The sequence below is a fragment of the Roseiarcus sp. genome (assembly GCF_049514155.1).
Taxonomy (GTDB): Bacteria; Pseudomonadota; Alphaproteobacteria; order Rhizobiales; family Beijerinckiaceae; genus Roseiarcus.
Window position 1 is genome coordinate 1 of the sequence record NZ_JBEKVH010000014.1, and the last position, 19,405, is coordinate 19,405.

20 protein-coding genes are annotated in these 19,405 nt (G+C 69.4%); 11 read left to right on the forward strand and 9 right to left on the reverse strand.

Going from position 1 to position 19,405, the window contains the following annotated elements:
* Positions 1-327: glycosyltransferase (locus ABSF49_RS03485; RefSeq protein ID WP_424111242.1), on the forward strand; the 327-nt coding region annotated here is incomplete at its 5' end.
* Here the strand turns inward: ABSF49_RS03485 and ABSF49_RS03490 are convergent.
* Positions 303-1,829 (reverse strand): flavin-containing monooxygenase, encoded by a 1,527-nt coding sequence (locus ABSF49_RS03490; RefSeq protein WP_424111243.1) that lies wholly within the window; start codon positions 1,827-1,829, stop codon positions 303-305. The genes ABSF49_RS03485 and ABSF49_RS03490 overlap by 25 nt on opposite strands.
* Before the next feature lie 181 nt (positions 1,830-2,010).
* Between ABSF49_RS03490 and ABSF49_RS03495 the strand changes: the two genes are divergently transcribed.
* Entirely contained in the window at positions 2,011-2,274 is a 264-nt protein-coding gene (locus ABSF49_RS03495) for a DUF6489 family protein (protein ID WP_424111244.1), read from the forward strand.
* A gap of 7 nt (positions 2,275-2,281) precedes the next feature.
* Here ABSF49_RS03495 and aspS read toward each other — a convergent pair whose 3' ends face one another.
* A complete protein-coding gene (gene aspS, locus ABSF49_RS03500) occupies positions 2,282-4,102 on the reverse strand; it encodes an aspartate--tRNA ligase (protein WP_424111245.1) in 1,821 nt (606 codons plus the stop codon).
* Between the two features lie 206 nt (positions 4,103-4,308).
* On the opposite strand from aspS, the gene ABSF49_RS03505 reads away from it, so the two are divergent.
* A complete protein-coding gene (locus ABSF49_RS03505) occupies positions 4,309-4,800 on the forward strand; it encodes a CinA family protein (RefSeq protein ID WP_424111246.1) in 492 nt (163 codons plus the stop codon).
* Here ABSF49_RS03505 and ABSF49_RS03510 read toward each other — a convergent pair.
* The 4 genes from ABSF49_RS03510 to tpiA all read right to left on the reverse strand — a co-directional run bounded on the left by ABSF49_RS03510 (position 4,797) and on the right by tpiA (position 6,824).
* The gene (locus tag ABSF49_RS03510; protein ID WP_424111247.1) at positions 4,797-5,261 is read right to left on the reverse strand and encodes a type II toxin-antitoxin system RatA family toxin; all 465 of its coding nucleotides are present in this window, start codon (positions 5,259-5,261) and stop codon (positions 4,797-4,799) included. The two genes, ABSF49_RS03505 and ABSF49_RS03510, sit on opposite strands and share 4 nt — an antisense overlap.
* Before the next feature lie 6 nt (positions 5,262-5,267).
* A complete protein-coding gene (locus tag ABSF49_RS03515) occupies positions 5,268-5,501 on the reverse strand; it encodes a DUF1467 family protein (RefSeq protein WP_424111248.1) in 234 nt (77 codons plus the stop codon).
* Between the two features lie 33 nt (positions 5,502-5,534).
* Positions 5,535-5,951 (reverse strand): preprotein translocase subunit SecG, encoded by a 417-nt coding sequence (secG, locus tag ABSF49_RS03520; RefSeq protein ID WP_424111278.1) that lies wholly within the window; start codon positions 5,949-5,951, stop codon positions 5,535-5,537.
* Positions 5,952-6,065: 114 nt separating this feature from the next.
* The gene (gene tpiA / locus ABSF49_RS03525) at positions 6,066-6,824 is read right to left on the reverse strand and encodes a triose-phosphate isomerase (RefSeq protein ID WP_424111249.1); all 759 of its coding nucleotides are present in this window, start codon (positions 6,822-6,824) and stop codon (positions 6,066-6,068) included.
* A gap of 159 nt (positions 6,825-6,983) precedes the next feature.
* Here tpiA and ABSF49_RS03530 point away from each other — a divergent pair, with 159 nt between their 5' ends.
* The 4 genes from ABSF49_RS03530 (at position 6,984) to ABSF49_RS03545 (ending at position 11,932) form a co-directional block, all read left to right on the forward strand.
* Positions 6,984-8,873: a peptidylprolyl isomerase gene (locus ABSF49_RS03530; protein WP_424111250.1), complete on the forward strand. Its 1,890-nt coding sequence runs from the start codon at positions 6,984-6,986 to the stop codon at positions 8,871-8,873.
* 19 nt (positions 8,874-8,892) lie between these two features.
* Entirely contained in the window at positions 8,893-10,410 is a 1,518-nt protein-coding gene (gene trpE / locus ABSF49_RS03535; protein ID WP_424111279.1) for an anthranilate synthase component I, read from the forward strand.
* Positions 10,411-10,497: 87 nt separating this feature from the next.
* Positions 10,498-11,136: a Crp/Fnr family transcriptional regulator gene (locus ABSF49_RS03540; protein WP_424111251.1), complete on the forward strand. Its 639-nt coding sequence runs from the start codon at positions 10,498-10,500 to the stop codon at positions 11,134-11,136.
* Positions 11,137-11,200: 64 nt separating this feature from the next.
* A complete protein-coding gene (locus ABSF49_RS03545) occupies positions 11,201-11,932 on the forward strand; it encodes a 3-keto-5-aminohexanoate cleavage protein (protein ID WP_424111252.1) in 732 nt (243 codons plus the stop codon).
* Between the two features lie 67 nt (positions 11,933-11,999).
* Here ABSF49_RS03545 and ABSF49_RS03550 read toward each other — a convergent pair whose 3' ends face one another.
* Positions 12,000-13,010 (reverse strand): amino acid ABC transporter substrate-binding protein, encoded by a 1,011-nt coding sequence (locus ABSF49_RS03550; protein WP_424111253.1) that lies wholly within the window; start codon positions 13,008-13,010, stop codon positions 12,000-12,002.
* A gap of 226 nt (positions 13,011-13,236) precedes the next feature.
* Between ABSF49_RS03550 and ABSF49_RS03555 the strand changes: the two genes are divergently transcribed.
* Both ABSF49_RS03555 and metC read left to right on the forward strand, forming a co-directional pair.
* Complete coding sequence (locus ABSF49_RS03555) at positions 13,237-14,595, forward strand: YdgA family protein (RefSeq protein ID WP_424111254.1); 1,359 nt, start codon at positions 13,237-13,239, stop codon at positions 14,593-14,595.
* 19 nt (positions 14,596-14,614) lie between these two features.
* The gene (gene metC / locus ABSF49_RS03560) at positions 14,615-15,808 is read left to right on the forward strand and encodes a cystathionine beta-lyase (protein WP_424111255.1); all 1,194 of its coding nucleotides are present in this window, start codon (positions 14,615-14,617) and stop codon (positions 15,806-15,808) included.
* On the opposite strand, the gene ABSF49_RS03565 is transcribed toward metC, so the two are convergent.
* Positions 15,797-16,747, reverse strand: coding sequence for a GlxA family transcriptional regulator (locus tag ABSF49_RS03565; RefSeq protein WP_424111256.1), 951 nt, complete (start codon positions 16,745-16,747; stop codon positions 15,797-15,799). The two genes, metC and ABSF49_RS03565, sit on opposite strands and share 12 nt — an antisense overlap.
* Before the next feature lie 102 nt (positions 16,748-16,849).
* On the opposite strand from ABSF49_RS03565, the gene ABSF49_RS03570 reads away from it, so the two are divergent.
* Together ABSF49_RS03570 and ABSF49_RS03575 are read left to right on the forward strand one after the other, a co-directional pair.
* Positions 16,850-17,536, forward strand: coding sequence for a DJ-1/PfpI family protein (locus ABSF49_RS03570; RefSeq protein ID WP_424111257.1), 687 nt, complete (start codon positions 16,850-16,852; stop codon positions 17,534-17,536).
* A 268-nt stretch (positions 17,537-17,804) separates the two neighbouring features.
* Positions 17,805-18,767, forward strand: coding sequence for a nucleoside hydrolase (locus tag ABSF49_RS03575; RefSeq protein ID WP_424111258.1), 963 nt, complete (start codon positions 17,805-17,807; stop codon positions 18,765-18,767).
* Between the two features lie 7 nt (positions 18,768-18,774).
* Here the strand turns inward: ABSF49_RS03575 and ABSF49_RS03580 are convergent, their stop codons facing one another.
* Complete coding sequence (locus tag ABSF49_RS03580) at positions 18,775-19,395, reverse strand: YdeI/OmpD-associated family protein (protein WP_424111259.1); 621 nt, start codon at positions 19,393-19,395, stop codon at positions 18,775-18,777.
* Positions 19,396-19,405 lie beyond the last annotated feature (10 nt).

The following is a 19,405-nucleotide window of genomic DNA, read 5'->3' on the forward strand; positions in this document are numbered from 1 at the left end:
TTCGAGCGCAGCGACGTCTTCGCCATGCCGGTGAGACGAGTCGGCGCGTCGGTCGAGGGTTTCGGCATCGTTTACGCCGAGGCGGCCTGGCGCGGCGTGCCGAGCCTCGCCGGCGCCGAAGGCGGCGCCGCGGACGCGGTGCTCGACGGCCAGACCGGCCTCGTGCGCCGCGGCGACGACCCGGAGGCGGTGCTGGCGGCCTTGACGACGCTGCTCGCCGACGACGGACTGCGCGCACGGCTGGGCAAGGCGGCGCGCCGGCGCGCCCGTGAAGAGCTCGCCTGGTCGCACGCGCTGCCGCGTTATCTCGCCGCGCTCGGCCTCTGAGGCGCGCTGCCGGCGCTCGGACTGCGCCGCGCCGTCGTCGCTGGCGGGGGATTGGAGAATCTCAGCCCGCCCCCGCCGAGCGGCGCGAAGCGCAACGTCAGAAAATCGCGCCAGTAACTCTGCCGGCTCGCCCACGGCCCTTCCGCTCCCCGCTTCGGCAGTTTCGCCGCGGCGCGACGATAGGCGCCGGACGAGAAATCGACCAGCGGCAGCTTCGCCATCGACGGATCGTCGGCGCGCGGGGCGCACTGGCGCCAGCCGCGCCGCTTCAGCCGATTGATGAGGCGGCACGCGTAGAGGCTGACCAGGTCGGCCTTCAGCGTCCAGGCGGCGATGGTGTAGCCGAAAACGAAGACGAGATTGGGCACGCCGCTCAACATCGCGCCCCTGAAGACGGTCGTCTCGCCGGGCTCGATCTCCGCTCCGTCGACGCTGAGGCGGATTGCGCCGAGCGGCTGCAGCTCGAGGCCGGTGGCGGCGACGGCGACGTCGGCCTCGATGGTCCCGCCGCTGGCGAGCGCGACGCCGGTCTCGGTGAAGGTTGCGATCGTGTCGGTGACGATCGAGGCGCGGCCGCTGCGCAAGGCGCGGAACAGGTCGCCGTCGGGCGCCTGACACAACCGCTGGTCCCACGGATCATAATGCGGCGTGAAATTCTTTGTCGCGTCGACGCCCGGCCCGAGCGCGTCGCGCGCCCGCGCCAGCAGCAGCCATCGCGCAACGCGCGGGAAGCGTCGGCAGAAGCGGAAGAATGCGGCGCCGACGAGAATGTTGATCCAGCGCGCAAGCCGGAACGCGAGCCGCTCCGGCAGCGCCGCGCGCAGCGCGTCGGCGAGTGCGTCGCGCGAGGCGCGCTCGATCACGTAGGTCGGCGACCGTTGCAACATCACGACATGGGCGGCGCGCCGGGCGAGCGCGGGGACCATCGTCACCGCCGTCGCGCCGCTGCCGATCACCAGCACCCGCTTGCCGACATAGTCGATGTCGTCGGTCCAGCGCTGCGGATCGACGACGCGGCCGCCGAAGCGTTCGAGGCCGGGAAAGTCCGGCCGGTAACCGCCCTCGTAACTGTAATAGCCGGCGCAGACGATCAGGAAGCCGCAGGTCAACTGGACCTGCCGCCGCTCCGGCCCGCTTTCGACCTCCAGGGTCCAGCGCGCCTCAGCCGTCGACCACGCCGCCGCCCGCACCTTGCTGCCGTAGCGGATTCGCCGATCGACGCCGAACTCGCGGGCGGTGTCGCGGATGTAGGTGAGGATCGTCCGACCGCCGGCGATCGCCGCCGCATGCGTCCACGGCCGAAACGAATAGCTCAGCGTGAACATCTCGGAATCGGAACGCACGCCGGGATAGCGGAACAGGTCCCAGGTGCCGCCGAGGTCGTCGCGCCCCTCAAGGATGGCGAAACTCGAGCCCGGACAGCGAGTCCGCAGCCGGCAGGCCGCGCCAATTCCCGATAGCCCCGCCCCGACGATCAGGACGTCAAAATGCTCGTCCGTCAAAGCTGGTCCCGTCTCCCCGCAACGCCGGCGCGCGCGACACTACGACAAATCGAGCCGGGCGCCAGCCAAAAATACGTCGTTCGCCCAAATGGTTCGCTCGTTCAAGCGATGGGCCGGATCGACGACGGACGAGCGATTGAATGCTACAACGCGCGTCCGGACCGCAAACGACGGAGCGACGATGAAAGTCACGATCGAGATCGACTGCACGCCGGTCGAAGCGCGCCAATTCATGGGCCTGCCGGACGTCCAGCCGATGCAGGCGGCGGTGATGGCGGAGATCGAGAAGCGGGTGATGGCGGAAGCGGCGAAATTCTCGCCCGACGGCTTTCTGCGGGCCTGGTTCGCCGAAGGCCAGCAGGGCGCCGAATGGTTCCGCGACACGTTCCGCGGCTTTTTCGCCCAGGCCGCCGCCACGGGCGGCGGCGGCCCCGAAAAGAGCTGAGGCGCGATCATCCTTCCGGCAGGTTCGGGCGAATGTGCAGCTCGCGCAATTGCTTCGCCGACGCCGGCGACGGCGCCCCCATCAGCAGATCCTCGGCGCGCTGGTTCATCGGGAACAAGGCCACTTCGCGCAGGTTCTGCTCGCCGGCGAGCAGCATGACGATGCGGTCGACGCCCGCCGCCATGCCGCCGTGCGGCGGCGCGCCGTACTGGAAGGCGCGGTACATGCCGCCGAAGCGCTCGACGACGGTCTGTTCGCCGTAGCCGGCGATCTCGAACGCCTTGACCATCGCTTCGGGCTTGTGGTTGCGGATGCCGCCCGAGGCGAGCTCGAAGCCGTTGCAGGCGATGTCGTACTGGAACGCCTTGATGTGCAGCGGGTCCTTGTCCTGCAACGCTTCCAGGCCGCCCTGCGGCATCGAGAACGGGTTGTGCGAGAAGTCGATCTTCTTGTCGTCCTCGTTCCACTCGAACATCGGGAAGTCGACGATCCAGGCGAATGCGAAGCGGTTCTCGTCGACGAGCTTGAGGTCTTGCGCGACTTTGTTGCGCGCCAGGCCGGCGAACTTGGCGAACACGGCAGGATCGCCGGCGACGAAGAACGCCGAGTCGCCCGCCTTGAGGCCGAGCTGGGCGCGCACCGCCTCGGTGCGCTCGGGCCCGATGTTGTTGGCGAGCGGGCCGCGGCCGCCGATTCCGGTCGCCTTCGGGTCCTGCTGCAGCGTCGTCTCGTCCTTGGCGCGATCGAAGAACAGCATGTAACCGAGGCCCGGCTGGCCCTCGCCCTGCGCCCAGGAATTCATCCGGTCGGCGAAGGTGCGCTGCCCGCCGCCGGGCGCCGGAATCGCCCAGACCTCGTTCTTCTCCGACTCGAGCAGGCGCGCGAACACCTTGAAGCCCGAACCGCGGAAATGGTCGGAGACATTCTGCATGACGATCGGATTGCGCAGGTCGGGCTTGTCGGAGCCGTATTTGCGCATCGCCTCGGCGAAGGGGATGCGCGGCCACGGCGACGGCGTCACCGGCTTGTCGCCGGCGAATTCCTCGAACACGCCGCGGATCACTGGCTCCATCGCGCCCAGCACGTCGTCCTGCTCGACGAAGCTCATCTCGACGTCGAGCTGGTAGAACTCGCCCGGCAGGCGGTCGGCGCGCGGGTCCTCGTCGCGGAAACACGGCGCGATCTGGAAATAGCGGTCGAAGCCGGCCATCATCAACAGCTGCTTGTACTGCTGCGGCGCCTGCGGCAGCGCGTAGAATTTGCCGGGATGGATGCGCGAGGGCACCAGGAAGTCACGCGCGCCCTCGGGGCTCGAGGCGGTCAGGATCGGCGTCTGGAACTCGAAGAAGCCCTGGCGCTTCATCCGGCTGCGCATCGAATCGACGATCCGTCCGCGCAGCATGATGTTGGCGTGAAGCTTCTCGCGCCTAAGGTCGAGGAAGCGGTACTTGAGCCGCGTGTCCTCCGGATAGGGCTGGTCGCCGAACACCGGCATCGGCAGATCGCCGGCCGGGCCGAGCACTTCGATCTCGCGCACGTAAACTTCGACCAGGCCGGTCGCCATCTCGGGGTTCTCGGTGCCCGCGGGGCGCTTGCGGACCGCGCCGTCGACGCGCACGACATATTCGGAGCGCAGTTTCTCGGCCAGCTCGAAGGCGGGCGAATCCGGATCGACCACGCATTGGCTGATTCCGTAGTGATCGCGCAGATCGATGAACAGCACGCCGCCGTGGTCGCGGATGCGGTGGCACCAGCCCGACAGGCGGACGGTCTTCCCGTCCTCGGCGAGCCCGAGAGCGCCGCAGGTATGGGTCCGGTAGCGATGCATGAGCGTGCTTCTTTCCTGACGCCGGGAGGCGACGCGACGCGCCGGCGCGCATTCGGCGGCCGGAGTCGAGCGCCGGGCCCGGCGGTTCAATCCAATCGCGGACGGCTCTAGCCGAAAACACGCGGCGGGAAAAGCGCCGCCCTACGGGCTAAACGGGAGCGCGAAGCCATGTTAAGGCTCCGCCGCTCGCCAGAGGGAGCCGAGAGATGTTCGCGCCCGCCCTGATCGAACGCGCCGCGGCGCTGCTGACGCTGTGCCGCGAGCGCGGGCTGAAGCTCGCCACGGCCGAATCCTGCACCGGCGGCCTGGTCGCAGGCCTTCTGACCGAAATTGCCGGCTCTTCGGCGGTCGTCGAGCGCGGCTTCGTCGTCTATTCCAACCTCGCCAAGCAGGAGATGCTCGGCGTGCCCGAAGAGACACTCGTCCGATGGGGCGCGGTCAGCGACGCGACGGCGCGCGCCATGGCCGAAGGCGCGCTCGCCCATTCGGCCGCTGACCTTGCCGTTGCGGTGACCGGGATCGCCGGCCCTGACGGCGGGACGGCGACAAAGCCCGTCGGCCTGGTCCATTTCGCCGCGGCGCGCCGCGGCGGCCCAGTCGTCGCGCTGGAGCGGCGCTTCGGTCCCCTGGGGCGGGGCGCGATCAGGCTCGCGGCGGTCGAAACAGCCCTGGAGATGCTGGAAGCGGCGGCGGATTAGGCCGGCGCGCGGCCGTAGATTTTGTCCGCCCGCGCCTCGAAGGCGGCGGAGAACTTGCGGAAGGCGGCGTCGAACATCGCGCCCATCAAGGCGGCGAGCAGCCGGCTGCGGAACTCGTAGGCGATGAAGAACTCGACCGTCGAGCCGCCGCCCTCAGGGGCGTCGCGAAAGTTCCAGACGTTTTCGAGCCGGCTGAACGGGCCGTCGATGTATGCGACGACGATCTTCAGCCGCGCCGGATCGAGCGCGACGCGGCTGGTGAACCTCTCGCGGATCGCCTTGTAGCCGACCTCCATGTCGGCGATCAGCGTTTCGATCCCCGTCTCGCTCTTCTCACGCCGGCGCACCTTCAGCGCTCGGCACAGCGGCACGAATTCAGGATAGCGCTCGACGTCGGCGACGAGCGCGAACATCTGGGAAGCGGAATGCCGAACCCGCCGCTCGCTGCTAAACGACGGCACGTTTCTCTAGCCCATCCAATAGGCGAAGGCGTCGACGACGACAAAGATCGCCGCCGCGAGCGCGGTCGTCCAGACGGCGACACGGGCCAGGCGGGGAGAGATCGGCGCCCCGCGATCGACGCCCGCGGGCGTCTCGGCCTCCTGAACCTCGGGCCCCGAGCGGGCGGCGAGCGGCAGCACGACGAACAGCGAGATCCACCAAATGGTGAAGAACGCCGCGACGGCGAGCGGCGCCGGCATCAGCAGGCGTCCGGGCGACGCGCGGCGGCCATCCTACTTCGGCGCGTCCTGGGCCGGCGCGGCGGGGGCAGCCGGCGCTGCGGGCGCGACCGGCGCTGCGGGAGCGCCGCCGCTTTGGTTCTGCATCTGCTTGAGCTGATCGAGCAGGCTCGCCGGGGCCGTCGTCGGCGCGCTGGCGGGCGCCCCGGAAGTCGAGGCCGGAACATTATTGATCAGCGAACGCGGCGCGCGGCCCCAGCTCGCCAGGATCGACATCGTCAGCGCGGTGACGAAGAACAGCGTCCCCAGAATCGCCGTCGCCCGAGACAAGGCGTTGGCCTGGCCGCGGCCGGTCATGAAGCCGCCGCCGCCGCCCGTCCCCAGCACGCCGCCCTCCGAGCGCTGCAGCAGCACGGCGGCGACGAGGGCGATCACCACCAGCAGGTGAATGACGATCAGCACGGTTTGCATGAAGACGATCCTTGGCGGCCGCCAGGGCGGCCCGAGCGCGAAAAAACTGGCGCGCTCGTAGCACGCCGCCGGCGGCGCGTCCACGCCGTCGGCAGCCTCGCAGCTCCTGCTCCGTCAGACGTAAGTGGCGGCGATCGCCATGAAATCGACGGCCTTCAGGCTCGCCCCGCCGACCAGGGCGCCGTCGACATTGGCCAAGCCGAGCAGTTCCTTGGCGTTGGACGGCTTGACCGAGCCGCCGTAGAGGATGCGCAGCTTCGCGCCGGCGGCCCCGTAAACCTCGCCAAGCAGCCCGCGGATCGCCGCATGCACCTCGGCCACGTTCGCCGGCGTCGGCGTCAGGCCGGTGCCGATCGCCCAGACCGGCTCATAGGCGACCACGACCGTCTCCGGCGCGCCGCCGGCCGGCAGCGAGCCGCGCACCTGGCTGCTGACGATCTCGATCGCCTTGCCCGCTTCGCGCTCGGCGCGGGTCTCGCCGACGCAGACGATCGCGGTCAGGCCCGATTTCAGCGCCGCTTCGGCCTTGGCTTTCACCGCGGCGTCGGTCTCGCCGTGATACTGGCGGCGCTCGGAATGGCCGACGATCACGTATTGGGCGCCGGCGTCCTTGATCATCGGCGCGGAAATGTCGCCGGTGAAGGCGCCGCTGTCCTTGGCGTGGCAGTCCTGCCCGCCGAGCGACACCTTGCCGCCCTTCAGCGCCCAGGCCGCCTGCGCCAACAGGGTCGCCGGCGGACAGACCGCGAGTTCGGCGGCGCCCGCCTTGCCCGCGTCGACCGCCTCGCGCATCGCCTTGAGCTCCGCGAGGGAGGCGCTCAGGCCGTTCATCTTCCAGTTGCCCGCCACGAGGGGGCGCACGCCAGGGGTCATGGTTCGCCTTTCAACAACGTCATTTGAAGCTGGGCCGGGGCGGATTAACACTCCCGCCGGTCCTATGCAAAGACCGTCGAGGGCGGTAAGTAGGCCCCCGAAGGCCGCAGCCACAATGGCCGCGGGCGGATGGTCGCGGTTTGAGGAACGTCAAGATCCATGCTCGACGGGATGCGCAAGATTTCGCAACATTGGATCGGCCGCGCCATTTTAACGGTGCTGTTCGGCCTCCTGATCGTCAGCTTTGTCATCTGGGGCGTCGGCGACATGTTCCGCGGCTTCGTCCCGGACAAGGTTGCGGAGGTCGGCGGCCAGTCGATCACGACGCAGCAGTACCAGAACTCGCTGCAGACCGTGATGTACCGCATCCAGAGCCGCACGCACCGCAACCTCACCAGCGCGCAGGCCCACGAGCTCGGCCTCGATCGCCAAGTGCTCGGAAACCTGATCGCCGACGCGGCGCTCGACGTGCGCGCCGCCTCGCTCGGCATGGCGATTTCCGAGGCCTCGATCGTCGCCGCGGTGCGTTCGGACCCGAGCCTGCAGGACGCCTCCGGTCAGTTCAACCCCGCCGCCTTCGATCAGGCCCTGCGCGACTCCGGCCTCACTGAGCGCGGCTTCTTCGTCGCCCAGAGCCGCGCCTACATGCGCCAGCAGATCGAGACGCCGCTGATCGACGGCCTTGCCGCGCCGAAGCCGCTCGTCGACCTGCTCGCCCGCGTCGAGGCGCAGACCCGCGCAATCGACTACGTCACCCTGCCGCCAAGCGCGGCCGGCGACATTCCCGCCCCCGCCGACGACGCGCTCAAGGCCTATTTCAACGAGCGCAAGGATCAGTATCAAGCGCCGGAATATCGCGCGCTCGAAATCCTGCTGGTCGATCCGAGCGCGCTCGCCAATCCCGCCGACGTGTCCGACGACGACGCCAAGGCCGACTACGACAAGGTTCGCGACGCGCGCTTCGCCACGCCGGAGAAGCGCAAGTTGCAGCAGATCGTCTTTCCCGACCAGGCGTCGGCCGACGACGCGGAGGCGAAGATCAAGGCCGGAGCGAGCTTCGACGACATCGTCAAGGCGCGCAATCTGAGCGCTTCCGACGTCGATCTCGGCGAGACGGTCAAGGCGGCGATGTTCGATCATTCGATCGCCGACGCCGCATTCGCACTGCCGCAGGACGGCGTCAGCGAAGTCGTCAAAGGCCAGTTCGGTCCGGCGATCGTGCGGGTCGTCGCCATCACGCCGGGCAGCGCGAAGACCTTCGACGAGGTCAAGGACACGCTGAAGAAGGAGATCGCGGCCGACCGCGTCGCCGGCCAGGTGCAGAGCGTGCACGACAAGATCGAGGACGCGCGCGTCTCGGGCAAGACGCTCGCCGAAGCGGCCAAGACCGTCGGCCTTGAAGCGCGGTCGATCGCCGCGGTCGACGCCCAGGGCCGGGACGATAAGGGCGCCGCGCTCGACCTGCCTGATCAGGCCGAGCTGCTCGCCTCCGCTTACGCTTCCGACGTCGGCGTCGACGACGCGCCGCTGCAGACCAACAACCGCGGTTGGTTGTGGTTCGACGTGATCAAGGTCGACCCGGCGCGCGACCGCGCGTTCGACGAGGTCAAGGACCAGGTCGAGAAGGAATGGCGCGCCGAGGCGGTCACCAAGGCGCTTTCCGCCAAGGCCGACGACATGGTCAAGCAGATCGGAGGCGGCGCGACGCCGGAGAGCCTCGCCCAGGGCGCCGGGCTCGAAGCGAAGTCCGCCGTCGACCTTCGCCGCGGCGGCGGCGCTGGGCTTGCGCCGAGCCTGGTCAACGCCGTCTTCACCGTGCCGGCGGGCGGCGCCGGTTCGGCTGCGACGCCGGACGGCCGCGTCGTCTTCAAGGTCGTCGCCGACGCGACGCCGCCGACCAAGTTCGACGACCCCGCGGTCAAGGCCATCGCAACCCAGCTCACCGAGGGGCTGCAAACCAGCGTCGTCGCGCAATTCGTCAGCGCGCTCGAAAACGAGCTCGGCGTCAGAATCCACCAAAACGTACTGCAATCAGCTGCGGGCAGCTGAGGCCGGCGCGATGACGATGATGAGCCCGACCGACTACGACGATTTCGCTCGCCGTTACGCGGCCGGCCTCGCCAGCGTCGTCGCGACGACGCTCGTCGCCGATCTCGAGACCCCGGTTTCGGCCTATCTCAAACTCGCCGCCGGCCGCGCCGGCGCTATGTTCCTGCTCGAGTCAGTCGAAGGCGGCGCGCAACGCGGCCGCTATTCGATGATCGGCCTCGACCCCGACGTCGTCTGGCGCTCGACCGGCGAGGGCGCGGAGATCAACCGCCGCGCGCTGATCGAGCCGGAGGCGTTCGTCCCCTGCCCCGGCCAACCGCTGGAGGCGTTGAGGGCGCTGCTCGCCGAATCGCGCATCGACTTGCCGCCCGGCCTGCCGCCGATGTCGGCGGGCGTGTTCGGCTATCTCGGCTATGACATGGTGCGGCGCATGGAGCGGCTGCCGCCGGCGAAACCCGACCCGATCGGCGTTCCCGAGGCGCTGCTCGTCCGCCCGACCGTGATGGTGGTCTTCGACACCGCGCGCGACGAGATGGCGGTGGTGACGCCGGTCAGGCCCGCCGCCGGCGTCGGCGCACGCGCCGCCTACGAAAGCGCGCAGGCGCGGCTCGACGCGGTGGTCGCGGCGCTCGAAGCGCCGCTCGACCACAAGCCGCCCGAGGTCGATCCGGCGCTGCTCGCCGCCCCGGCCGTCTCCAACACCAGCGAGGCCGAATATCGGGCGATGGTCGCCAAGGCGAAGGACTACATCGTCGCCGGCGACGCGTTCCAGATCGTGCTGTCGCAGCGCTTCACCAGCCGCTTCGAGTTGCCCGCCTTCTCGCTCTACCGGGCGCTCAGGCGCGTCAATCCGTCGCCCTACCTCTGCTTCCTCGACTTCGGCGGCTTCCAGATCGTCGTCTCGAGCCCGGAGATCCTCGTGCGCGTGCGCGCCGGCAAGGTCTGCATTCGGCCGATCGCCGGCACGCGCCGGCGCGGCGCGACCGCAGCCGAGGACGAGGCGCTCGCCGCCGAGCTTCTCGCCGACCCCAAGGAGCGCGCCGAGCATCTGATGCTGCTCGACCTCGGCCGCAACGACGTCGGCCGCGTCGCCAAGATCGGCTCGGTCAAGGTCACCGACAGCTTCTTCATCGAGCGTTACAGTCACGTCATGCACATCGTCTCCAATGTCGAAGGCGAGCTGCGCGACGACCTCGACGTGGTCGCGGCGCTGTCGGCGGGCTTCCCCGCCGGCACCGTTTCGGGCGCGCCGAAGGTGCGGGCGATGGAGATCATCGACGAACTGGAGAAGGACAAGCGCGGCGCCTACGCCGGCTGCATCGGCTATTTCGGCGCCGGCGGCGAGATGGACACCTGCATCGTGCTGCGCGCCTCGGTGGTCAAGGACGGCAAAATGCACGTCCAGGCCGGCGCCGGCGTCGTCTACGATTCTGTCCCGGCGAACGAGCACGCCGAATGCGTCAACAAGGCGCAGGCGCTGTTCCGCGCCGCCGAAGAGGCGGTGCGCTTCGCCACCAGGGCGAAGAGAGGGCAATAGCGAGCGCCAGTCCAATCACGCGCGGAAAAGGCGCGGCCGACCCGCCCGGGTGTCGGGCGAGGCGGCGCGAGGAATACGGGGGACCTCGTGAACATCGGCATCGACGAAGCGCTGGGCTATGCGGCAGGCGGTTTCGGCATCTATGCGTTCCGCGCCAAGACGATGATCCCGCTGCGCGTCGCTGCGACCTGCGGCTGCGCGTTAGGCCTCGCCTACGGCGCGGTGCGCGGCGCGCAGCCGACCGTCATCGTCAACGCGCTGATGCTGGCGCTCAATCTGTGGCGCCTGGTGGAGATGCGCCGCCTCATCCGCGATTCCGGAACGGCGGCGCAAGTCGACCCTTCGCGGCCGGAAGGCTACGACTGGCTGAAGCCCTTCATGCACCGGATCGAACTGCCGGCCGGCCACGTGCTGTTCCGCAAGGGCGAGGTCGGCGCCGAGGCGTTCCTGATCGGCTCGGGCGAAGTCCACATTCCCGAATTCGACGCGCTGGTGCGGCCGGGCGACCTGCTCGGCGAAATCGGTCTGCTGGCGACCGGCAATCAGCGCACGGCCACCGCCGTCTGCCGCACGCCAGTGCGCGCCTGGCGCGTCAGCTATGACGAGCTCAAGGAGCTCTGCCTGCAGAACCCGCAGTTCTGTCTGCATCTGGCGACCGTGATCGTGCGCCGCTACGAGCACAATCTGCGCCACGCGCGGCGCGAAGTCGAAGCGCCGGCGGCGTAATCGCTTCGAGCGGCGCCGAGCCGCGAGTTTCCCTGTCGACCGCCGGAATCAAAGGAGCGAGCGCTTGATCGTCCAGGCCTGCATCAACGGCGCGCGCGACCCCGCTTTCCATCCCGCTCTGCCCTTGACCCCGGACGCCATGGCGCGCGACAGCGCGGCCTGCGTCGCCGCCGGCGCAGCGGAGGTGCATTTGCACGCCCACGGCCCGGACGGGCGCGAAAGTCTGGCGCCGGCGGCGATGGATGCGACGGTGCGGGCGGTGCGCCGGGCCTGCCCCGGCACGCTCATCGGCGTTTCGACCGGCGCGTGGATCGAGCGCGACGAAAAGCGCACCCTCGCCGCCATCGACGGTTGGCGGGAGCTCCCCGACTACGCCTCGGTCAACCTGTCGGAACCCGACGCGCCGGCCGTGTTCGAGCGCCTGCGTCGGCGCGCCGTCGGCGTCGAGGCGGGGCTCGCCTCCGTCGCCGACGTCGAACGGTTGGCGGCGCTGAACCTGGGCGGGCTCGCGTTCCGCATGCTGATCGAAGTCAATGAACAGGACATCGGCGAAGCGCTGGCCGTCGTCGACGGCGTCGAGGACGTCCTGAACCGAGCGGGCGTCCGGCGGCCGATGCTCGCGCACGGCGTCGACGCGACGGTCTGGCGCTTCGTCGCGCTGGCGGCGGCGCGGCGCTGGTCGACCCGGGTCGGCCTGGAGGATGGGAAAACATTGCCGAACGGCGCGACGGCCGCCGACAACGCGGCCCTCGTCGCCGCCGCGGCGGCGATCTTTCGGAAACAGGACCGCCTTTAGCGGCGGGCGCGGAAGCGCCGCGCTCGCGCAAGGCGCCTTATCGGTTGCGTTCCGTTCGTCTCCCCCCTCACCTTATCGGCGGCGCGTATTGCAGCCCGCCCTGGGTCCACAGCGCGTTGAGGCCGCGCGCGATCTTGATCGGCGAGCCCATGCCGACGTTGCGCTCGAAGCTTTCGCCGTAGTTCCCCACCGCCTTGATGATGCGGTAGGCCCAGTCGTTGGTCAGGCCGAGCCCGGTCCCGAAATCGCCCTCGACGCCGAGCAGGCGACGGATCGACGGATTGTCGGACTTCAGCATCTGGTCGACGTTGGCTTGCGTCACGCCGAGCTCTTCGGCGTTCACCAACGCGTAATGGGTCCATTGGACGATCTGGAACCATTGCACGTCGTCCTTGCGCACCGACGGCCCAAGCGGCTCCTTGGAGATGATTTCGGGCAGCACCATGTGGTCGTCGGGAACCGACATTTTCAGTCGTTCGGCGTAAAGGCCGGAGGCGTCGGTCGTGTAGACGTCGCAGCGGCCGTCGTCGTAGGCCTTGGTCGCCTCGTCGTCGGTGGCGAACACCACTGGCTCGAATTTCATCGCGTGGGCGCGGAAGAAGTCGGCGAGGTTGAGCTCGGTCGTCGTGCCCTGTTGCACGCAGACCGAGGCGCCGTCGAGCTTGAGCGCCGAGTCGATGGCGAGCTTCTTGCGCACCATGAACCCCTGGCCGTCGTAATAGTTGACCCCGGTGAAGAACATGCCGCCGGTCTCGCGCGACAGCGTCCAGGTCGTGTTGCGGATCAGCACGTCGATCTGACCCGAGGCGAGGATCGTCGGCCGATCCTTGGCGTTGACCGGCAGGTATTTGACCTTGTCCGGGTCGTTGAAGATCGCCGCGGCGATGGCGCGGCATTCGTCGACGTCGAGGCCCTTGTATCGACCCTGATCGTCGGGTTGGCCGAAGCCGGCGAGGCTGGGGTTGGCGCCGCAGATCAGCTCGCCGCGCGCCTTGATCTGGTCGAGCGTCCCGGCGCTCGCCGCGCCGGCGGCCAGAAGCGCAAAAGCGGCGGAAAGAAGCGTAGCGAGCGTTCGCATGCGTTAGCCTCCTGTCAGTTTGGCGTCAGCGAGCATCGCGGCGAAGCCGGCGCGAAGTCAATCGCCGCGCTTCGCGCACGCCGCGAAAGCTGCTAGATTTGATCCGTCGCGTTCCCGCCGCCAGGCCATTTCCATGCGTCTTCCCAGGCTTCTTCCGGCCCTCGCGGCGATCGCCGCGGCCTCGCCAGCCTTGGCCTCGCCCGCGACGTCGGACGGCGCGCGACAATTGGAGCAAGGCTACGCCGACTATCTGACCCGCGCCGTCGTCGACAAGGGCGTGGTCTCGGTGACGCCCGACGGCGACGATTACGTCGTCGCCTGGGATCTCGAGAAAGGGATTGTGCTGCTCGGCGCCGACCCCGGCGCGCTGAAGGCGGCGCGGTTCTCCTACCGGCTGACGCCGACCGGCGACGGTGCGTGGCGGCTCGCCGCCGACGGATTCCCGACCCTGTCGATCGACGCCCCGACCGACGCCGGACGGATGACCGGAACGTTCGAATTGCGCGGATTCGGCCTCCAAGGCGCCTACGACCCGGCGCAGGCCGATTTCCTGCGCGCCAAGCTCGACGTCGACGTCGCTCACGCTAAGTTCAGGGTGGTCGACGCGCGACAGACGGCCGACACCGACGCCGCTGAGACCGGCGTTAGTGGCGAGACGCGCGCCAAGACCGCTGCTGACGGCGACGGCGTCGACGTCGCGTCGGTCCATTCGATCGCTTCGCTGACCGAGACCATCGTCGGCGCCTCCGCCGACGGACCGGGTCCGGCGGCGCTGACCTATTCGATCGGCGGAGGGGTCGGCGAGGCGACGCTGACCGGCCTTCACGCGAAGGAGATCGCGGACTGCTGGAAATATGTGGTCGCGCACGGCGACGAGGCGCCGATCCCGCACGAATTCGACGACAAGCTGCGCGCGGCGCTGCCGCTGTGGAAGACTCTGAAGGTGGTCGGCAAGCTCAGCGACGTCGCGATGAAGGCGCCGTTCGGCCAGGCGAAGGCGAAGTCGGTCGCCGAGACGATCGGCCTCAGCGGCCTGACCGCGCCGGCGACGGCGGAATTCGGCCTGCAGGTCGAAGGCGTGACGATCGACTCGTCGCAGGCGCCGGCCTGGACCGCGAAGCTGACGCCGGCTTCGCTCGACTTCGACCTGAAGTTCGCCGGCGGCGGATTCGACCAGGCGGCGCAAATCGCGCTCGACGATCCGTCCTTCGCCGCCAGCGGCGAATTGTCGCCCGAGGCCCAGGACAAGATCGACGCGGCGTTGTTCGGCGGCGACCCCAAACTGACGCTCGCGCCCGGGCGACTGTCGACTCCGACGCTCGACCTCACGTTCGAAGGCGAAGCCTCGGCCGTCGCAGGCGCGCCGCGCGGCCGCCTCATCGTCAGCGCCGATGGGCTCGACAAGGCGCTCGCCCTGTTGCAGGACATCGCCGGGACCGATCCGGAAGCCGAGGCGGCGATCCTCAGCCTGACTTACGCCAAAGGTCTGGCGAAACCCGGCCCCGACGGCCGACTGATGTGGACGATCACGTTCGAGGGCGGCGACGTCACGGTCAACGGCTCGCCGTTGCCGATAGGAAAGTAAGGCCGGTTCCGTCGACGCCATGAAAATCCTCAGTCCCGAAACAAAGGCGCGTCTTCGCAGCCGCTCGCGTCTCGTCCATCTCGGCCGCGACGGGGAAGCGTCGCAAGGCTTCGTCAATGTGCCGCCCTATCGCGGCTCGACGGTGCTCTTCCCGGACGTCGCGACATTGTCGTCCGGCAATCAGCGCTTCACTTACGGCACCCACGGCACGCCGACGACGGAGGCGCTCGTCGAGGCTTGGACCGCGATCGCCGGCGCGGAAGGAACTGTCCTCGTCCCGACCGGCATGGCGGCGATCGCCTCCGCGCTGTTGGCCGCGCTCGCCGCCGGCGACCACTTGCTGGTGACCGATTCCGCCTATGACCCGACGCGAATCTTTTGCGACCGCGCACTCAAACGCTTGGGCGTCGAGACGACCTATTACGACCCGCGGCTCGGCGCCGGGATCGCGTCGCTGTTTCGCGCCAACACCAAGGCCGTGTTCGTCGAATCTCCGGGCTCGCTGTCGTTCGAGGTGCAAGACGTGCCGGCTATCGCCGAAGTCGCGCACGCGCGCGGCGCCTGCGTCATCGCCGACAACACCTGGGCGACGCCGTTGTTCTTCGCGCCGCACGCCAACGGCGTCGATCTCGCGATCGAAGCCGGCACGAAATATCTCTCCGGCCACGCCGACCTTCTGCTCGGCCTGGTGTCCGCCAACGCCGAGTGGTTTCGGCGGCTCCACCGCACGGTCGACATGATCGGCATCCCGCCCGGTTCAGAGGAGGCGTTCCTCGCCCTGCGCGGGTTGCGCACCATGGAGCTCAGGCTGCGCGAAGCGGAGCGTCAGGCGCTTGCGCTGGCCGAATGGCTCGGCGCGCGCCCGGAGGTGCTGAGGGTCATTCACCCCGCCCGCCCCGATCATCCCGACCACGCGCTTTGGCGGCGGGACTTCGCTGGATCGTCGGGATTGTTCAGCATTGTGATGAAGCCCGTCTCGGCCGAAGCCCTCGCGGCGCTGCTCGACGGACTCGAACTGTTCGGCCTCGGCTATTCGTGGGGCGGCTACGAGAGCCTAGTCATTCCATTCGACTGCTCCGGCTCCCGCACCGCGACGCGCTGGGCGCCGGGCGGCCCGGCGTTGCGCTTCTCGGTCGGGCTCGAGGACATCGACGACTTGAAGGACGATCTCGCGCGCGGCTTCGAGCGGATGAAGGCGGTCTCAGGCGCTTAGCCGCGCCGCGCGCCGCAGCGCCTGCGGCGGCTGGCCGTAGGCGCGCAGAAAGGCGCGGCGCATCCGCTCGGGATCGCCAAATCCGGTCTCGGCGGCGATCGCCTCGATCGGCGCGCGACCGCCCTCGACCCGTTCGCGCGCCGCCTCGACTCTCAGCCGCTCGACCGCGCGCGCCGGCGTCACGCCGGTCTCCTCGGCGAAGCGGCGGGCGAAATTGCGCGGGCTCATCGCCGCTCGCTCCGCAAGCCGTTCGACCGTCAGCGATTCGCCGAGCCGCTCGCGCGCCCACCCGAGCAACGGCCCGAACCGCCCGTCCGGCCGCTCCATCTCGAGCAGCGCCGAGAATTGCGACTGGCCGCCCGGGCGGCGACGGTAGACGACGAGCTGCTGGGCGACGCGCCGCGCGACCGGCTCGCCGAGGTCCTCGGCGATCAGCGCCAGGGCGAGGTCGACCCCCGCAGTGATGCCGGCCGAACTCCAGATCTTGCCGTCGCGGACGAAGATGCGGTCGGGCTCGAGCCGCACATTGGGATAGCGCTCCGCAAACTGCCGGCTGCGGCTCCAATGGGTCGTCGCGCGCTTGCCGTCGAGCAGCCCCGCCTCGGCGATGAGGAACGCGCCGGAGCAGACGCTGGCGACCCTGCGACAGTCGCGCGCCGCTTCGCGCAGACAGGCGAGGATCCCTTCGTCCTTCAGCGCTTCATAGGTCCCGAGGCCGCCGGCGACGACCAGCGTGTCGAACCGCGGCGCCCCGGCGAAGGCGATCGCCGTCATCGTCGCGCCCGACGAACTCGCCACCGCGCCCGCGCGTCTGGCGAGCACGCTGAGGCGATAGGCGCCGCGCGCGTGCGCTCCGGCGATCTCGAACGCGGCGATCGGGCCGGCGGCGTCGAGGATCCGGAAGCCGTCGAAAATGAGAAAGCCGACCGTGCGCGTCATCTCAGCCTCTCGCGCCGCTTTGGCGGTTTTCGAGGAAACCTTGTCATTTCGGCCAGCACGCTAAAGGCCGACGATCCCCCCGTCAAACCCACGGAGAGCGCCATGGCCGAGGCCGAATTCGTCATCGTCGAAACCCTCTATCCGGGCATGACGCAGCTCGACTTCACCGGGCCGCACACGGTCTTCTCGCGCATCCCCGGCGCTCGCGTCCTCGTCGCCTCCGAACCCGGCGGGCCGATCGAATCCGACGGCGGCCTCGTCTTCGCCGGAACCCGGCGAATGGCCGAGATCGACCGCTGCGACCTGCTGTTCGTCCCCGGCGGCTTCGCGGCGACCGAGGTCGCCAACGACGAGGCGTTCCTGCGCGAGTTCCGCCGCCTCGCGGCGAGCGCGCGCTACCTGACCTCGGTCTGCACCGGCTCGTTGGTGCTCGGCGCGGCCGGCCTGTTGAAGGGCAGGCGCGCCGCCTGCCACTGGGCCTGGCGACAGCTGCTGCCGCTGTTCGGCGCGATCGCCGATCCGGCGCGGGTGGTTCGCGACGGCAACATCATCACCGGCGGCGGCGTCACCGCGGGCATCGACTTCGCCCTCGTCGTGGCGGCCGAAATCGGCGGCGACGAACTGGCGCAAGCGCTGCAGCTCGCGCTCGAATACGCGCCCGAGCCGCCCTTCGCCGCCGGACGCCCGGAGACCGCGCCGGCCGAGATCGTCGCTTTGGTCAGAGCGCGGCTCGCGCCACAGATCGCCGAGCGCACGGCGGCGGCCGAGCGGGCGGCGGCGCGGCTCTAAGGCGCATCGCGTTTGGGTTTACGCGGACCTCATCCTGAGGCGCCCTCGCATTAGCGAGGGCCTCGAAGGATGCTCAAAGGATCGCGTCAACGCGCGTTCTGGAGCGTCCTTCGAGGCCGCTTCGCGGCGCCTCAGGACGAGGGGCGTAGGCGGCAAGCGATTCCGAGCAAACGCCGCGCGCACTGGAGGCGCGCCTTGTTCGGACATGCTAGGCAGAAGGCGCGCGGCGCCCGCCGCGCATCCTCCGAGATCTGCAAACATCCGAACCATGCGCGATTTCCTCATCGACACCGACACCGCCTCCGACGACGCCGTCGCGATCCTGATGGCCCTTTCCGCGCCCGACGTTCGCGTGCTCGCGCTGACCACAGTCGCCGGCAACGTCGGCGTCGAACAGGCGACCCGCAACGCGTTGCTGACCGCCGAGATCGCCGGCGTCGAAGTCCCGGTCTTCGTCGGCGCGGCTGCGCCGCTCATGCGTCCGCTCAAGGACGCGCATTGGTTCCACGGCTGCGACGGTCTCGGCGACCGCGGCTATCCGCCGCCGCGCCGCGCGCCCGAGCGCGAGCACGCGGTCGAGGCGATCCTGCGCCTCGCCGACGTCGCGCCCGGCCTGACGCTGGTGACGCTCGGGCCGCTGACCAATGTCGCGCTGGCGCTGATCCGGGATCCGGACCTCGCCAAGAAGATCGGCCGCTGCGTCGTCATGGGCGGCGCGCCGTGCTGCGAAGGCAACGTCACGCCGGCGGCCGAATACAACATCTGGGTCGATCCGGAGGCGGCGCGCATCGTCTTCCGCTCCGGCCTGCCGATCGAGATGGTCGGCTGGCACGTCTCGCGCGGCGCCTCGGTGCTGAGCGAAGCCGAGATCGCCGACATCCTTGCGCTCGGCACGGCCAAGGCGCGCTTCGCCATCGAATGCAACGCGCGGGCCAAGGCGGCCTATCACGTGCAGACTGGCGAGAGCGGCCTGTCGCTCGCCGACCCGACCGCGATGGCGGTCGCGCTCGATCGCGCGATCGGCCTGTCGTGGAGCCGCCATGTCGTCGAGATCGAATGCGCCAGCGAACTGACGCGCGGCATGACCATCGTCGACCGCCTCGATGTCGCCGCCGACGACAACAACCGTCAGGTCTGGCGCGAAGCGCTTGCAGGTGAAGCGAAAGCTGACATCTGCTGGACGTTCGATAGCGCGCGGTTCAAGGCGATGCTGAGGCGCGCTCTGACCTGACGCCGCCTCAATCCGGCTTGGCGCGCTTGGCGCCTTCGTTCGCCTTGCGGCCTTTGCGCGGAGGGTGAATCGTTTCGCCGCGCTCCAGCATCGCGACGAAGTGCGCGATCATCTCGGCTCGCCGCGCTGCGGACGCGTGGTGGAGCCGGTAGAGCAGCGCATAGCGATTGGCGCCGTCCAAGCGCTCGAAGGCCAGCGCCGCGCGCTGCTTACCCTTAATGGCGATTTGAAAATCGTCCGGCGTCGCCGCTGTCGCCGCCGAAGGATAGGCTGCGTCCCATCGGCCGTCCGCCTTCGCGGCTTCAATTGCGGCGAGGCCGCGCGGCCCGACGCGACCGGCGGCAATCAACGCCTGCGCGCGCTTCCGGTTGGCGGCGGACCAGCGGCTTCTGGCCGCGCGCGGCGTGAACCGGGTGAGGAAAAATTCGTCATCGAACCGGGCGATCTGACCATCGATCCAGCCGTGGCAGAGCGCGCAATCGATCGCTTGCGCCTGGCGCAGCGCCGGCTCTGGCGCGCCCTGCTTGGCAAGCTTCACCCACGCGCCCTTTGGATCCGGATTGTCGGCGAGCCATGCCTCGAAAGCCGGCGCGCCGTCGAACTGAAGGATAGGCAGTCCGGACTTCATCTCAGCGTCT

What these genes read in the sequence shown, in the direction of transcription:
- ABSF49_RS03495 (WP_424111244.1), top strand. Translation starts at nt 2,011, where the DNA reads ATGAAAGTCACGATCGAGATCGACTGCACGCCGGTCGAAGCGCGCCAA.
- aspS (WP_424111245.1), bottom strand. Translation starts at nt 4,102, where the DNA reads ATGCATCGCTACCGGACCCATACCTGCGGCGCTCTCGGGCTCGCCGAG.
- ABSF49_RS03505 (WP_424111246.1), top strand. Translation starts at nt 4,309, where the DNA reads ATGTTCGCGCCCGCCCTGATCGAACGCGCCGCGGCGCTGCTGACGCTG.
- ABSF49_RS03515 (WP_424111248.1), bottom strand. Translation starts at nt 5,501, where the DNA reads ATGCCGGCGCCGCTCGCCGTCGCGGCGTTCTTCACCATTTGGTGGATC.
- secG (WP_424111278.1), bottom strand. Translation starts at nt 5,951, where the DNA reads ATGCAAACCGTGCTGATCGTCATTCACCTGCTGGTGGTGATCGCCCTC.
- tpiA (WP_424111249.1), bottom strand. Translation starts at nt 6,824, where the DNA reads ATGACCCCTGGCGTGCGCCCCCTCGTGGCGGGCAACTGGAAGATGAAC.
- ABSF49_RS03530 (WP_424111250.1), top strand. Translation starts at nt 6,984, where the DNA reads ATGCTCGACGGGATGCGCAAGATTTCGCAACATTGGATCGGCCGCGCC.
- trpE (WP_424111279.1), top strand. Translation starts at nt 8,893, where the DNA reads ATGAGCCCGACCGACTACGACGATTTCGCTCGCCGTTACGCGGCCGGC.
- ABSF49_RS03550 (WP_424111253.1), bottom strand. Translation starts at nt 13,010, where the DNA reads ATGCGAACGCTCGCTACGCTTCTTTCCGCCGCTTTTGCGCTTCTGGCC.
- metC (WP_424111255.1), top strand. Translation starts at nt 14,615, where the DNA reads ATGAAAATCCTCAGTCCCGAAACAAAGGCGCGTCTTCGCAGCCGCTCG.
- ABSF49_RS03565 (WP_424111256.1), bottom strand. Translation starts at nt 16,747, where the DNA reads ATGACGCGCACGGTCGGCTTTCTCATTTTCGACGGCTTCCGGATCCTC.
- ABSF49_RS03570 (WP_424111257.1), top strand. Translation starts at nt 16,850, where the DNA reads ATGGCCGAGGCCGAATTCGTCATCGTCGAAACCCTCTATCCGGGCATG.
- ABSF49_RS03575 (WP_424111258.1), top strand. Translation starts at nt 17,805, where the DNA reads ATGCGCGATTTCCTCATCGACACCGACACCGCCTCCGACGACGCCGTC.
- ABSF49_RS03580 (WP_424111259.1), bottom strand. Translation starts at nt 19,395, where the DNA reads ATGAAGTCCGGACTGCCTATCCTTCAGTTCGACGGCGCGCCGGCTTTC.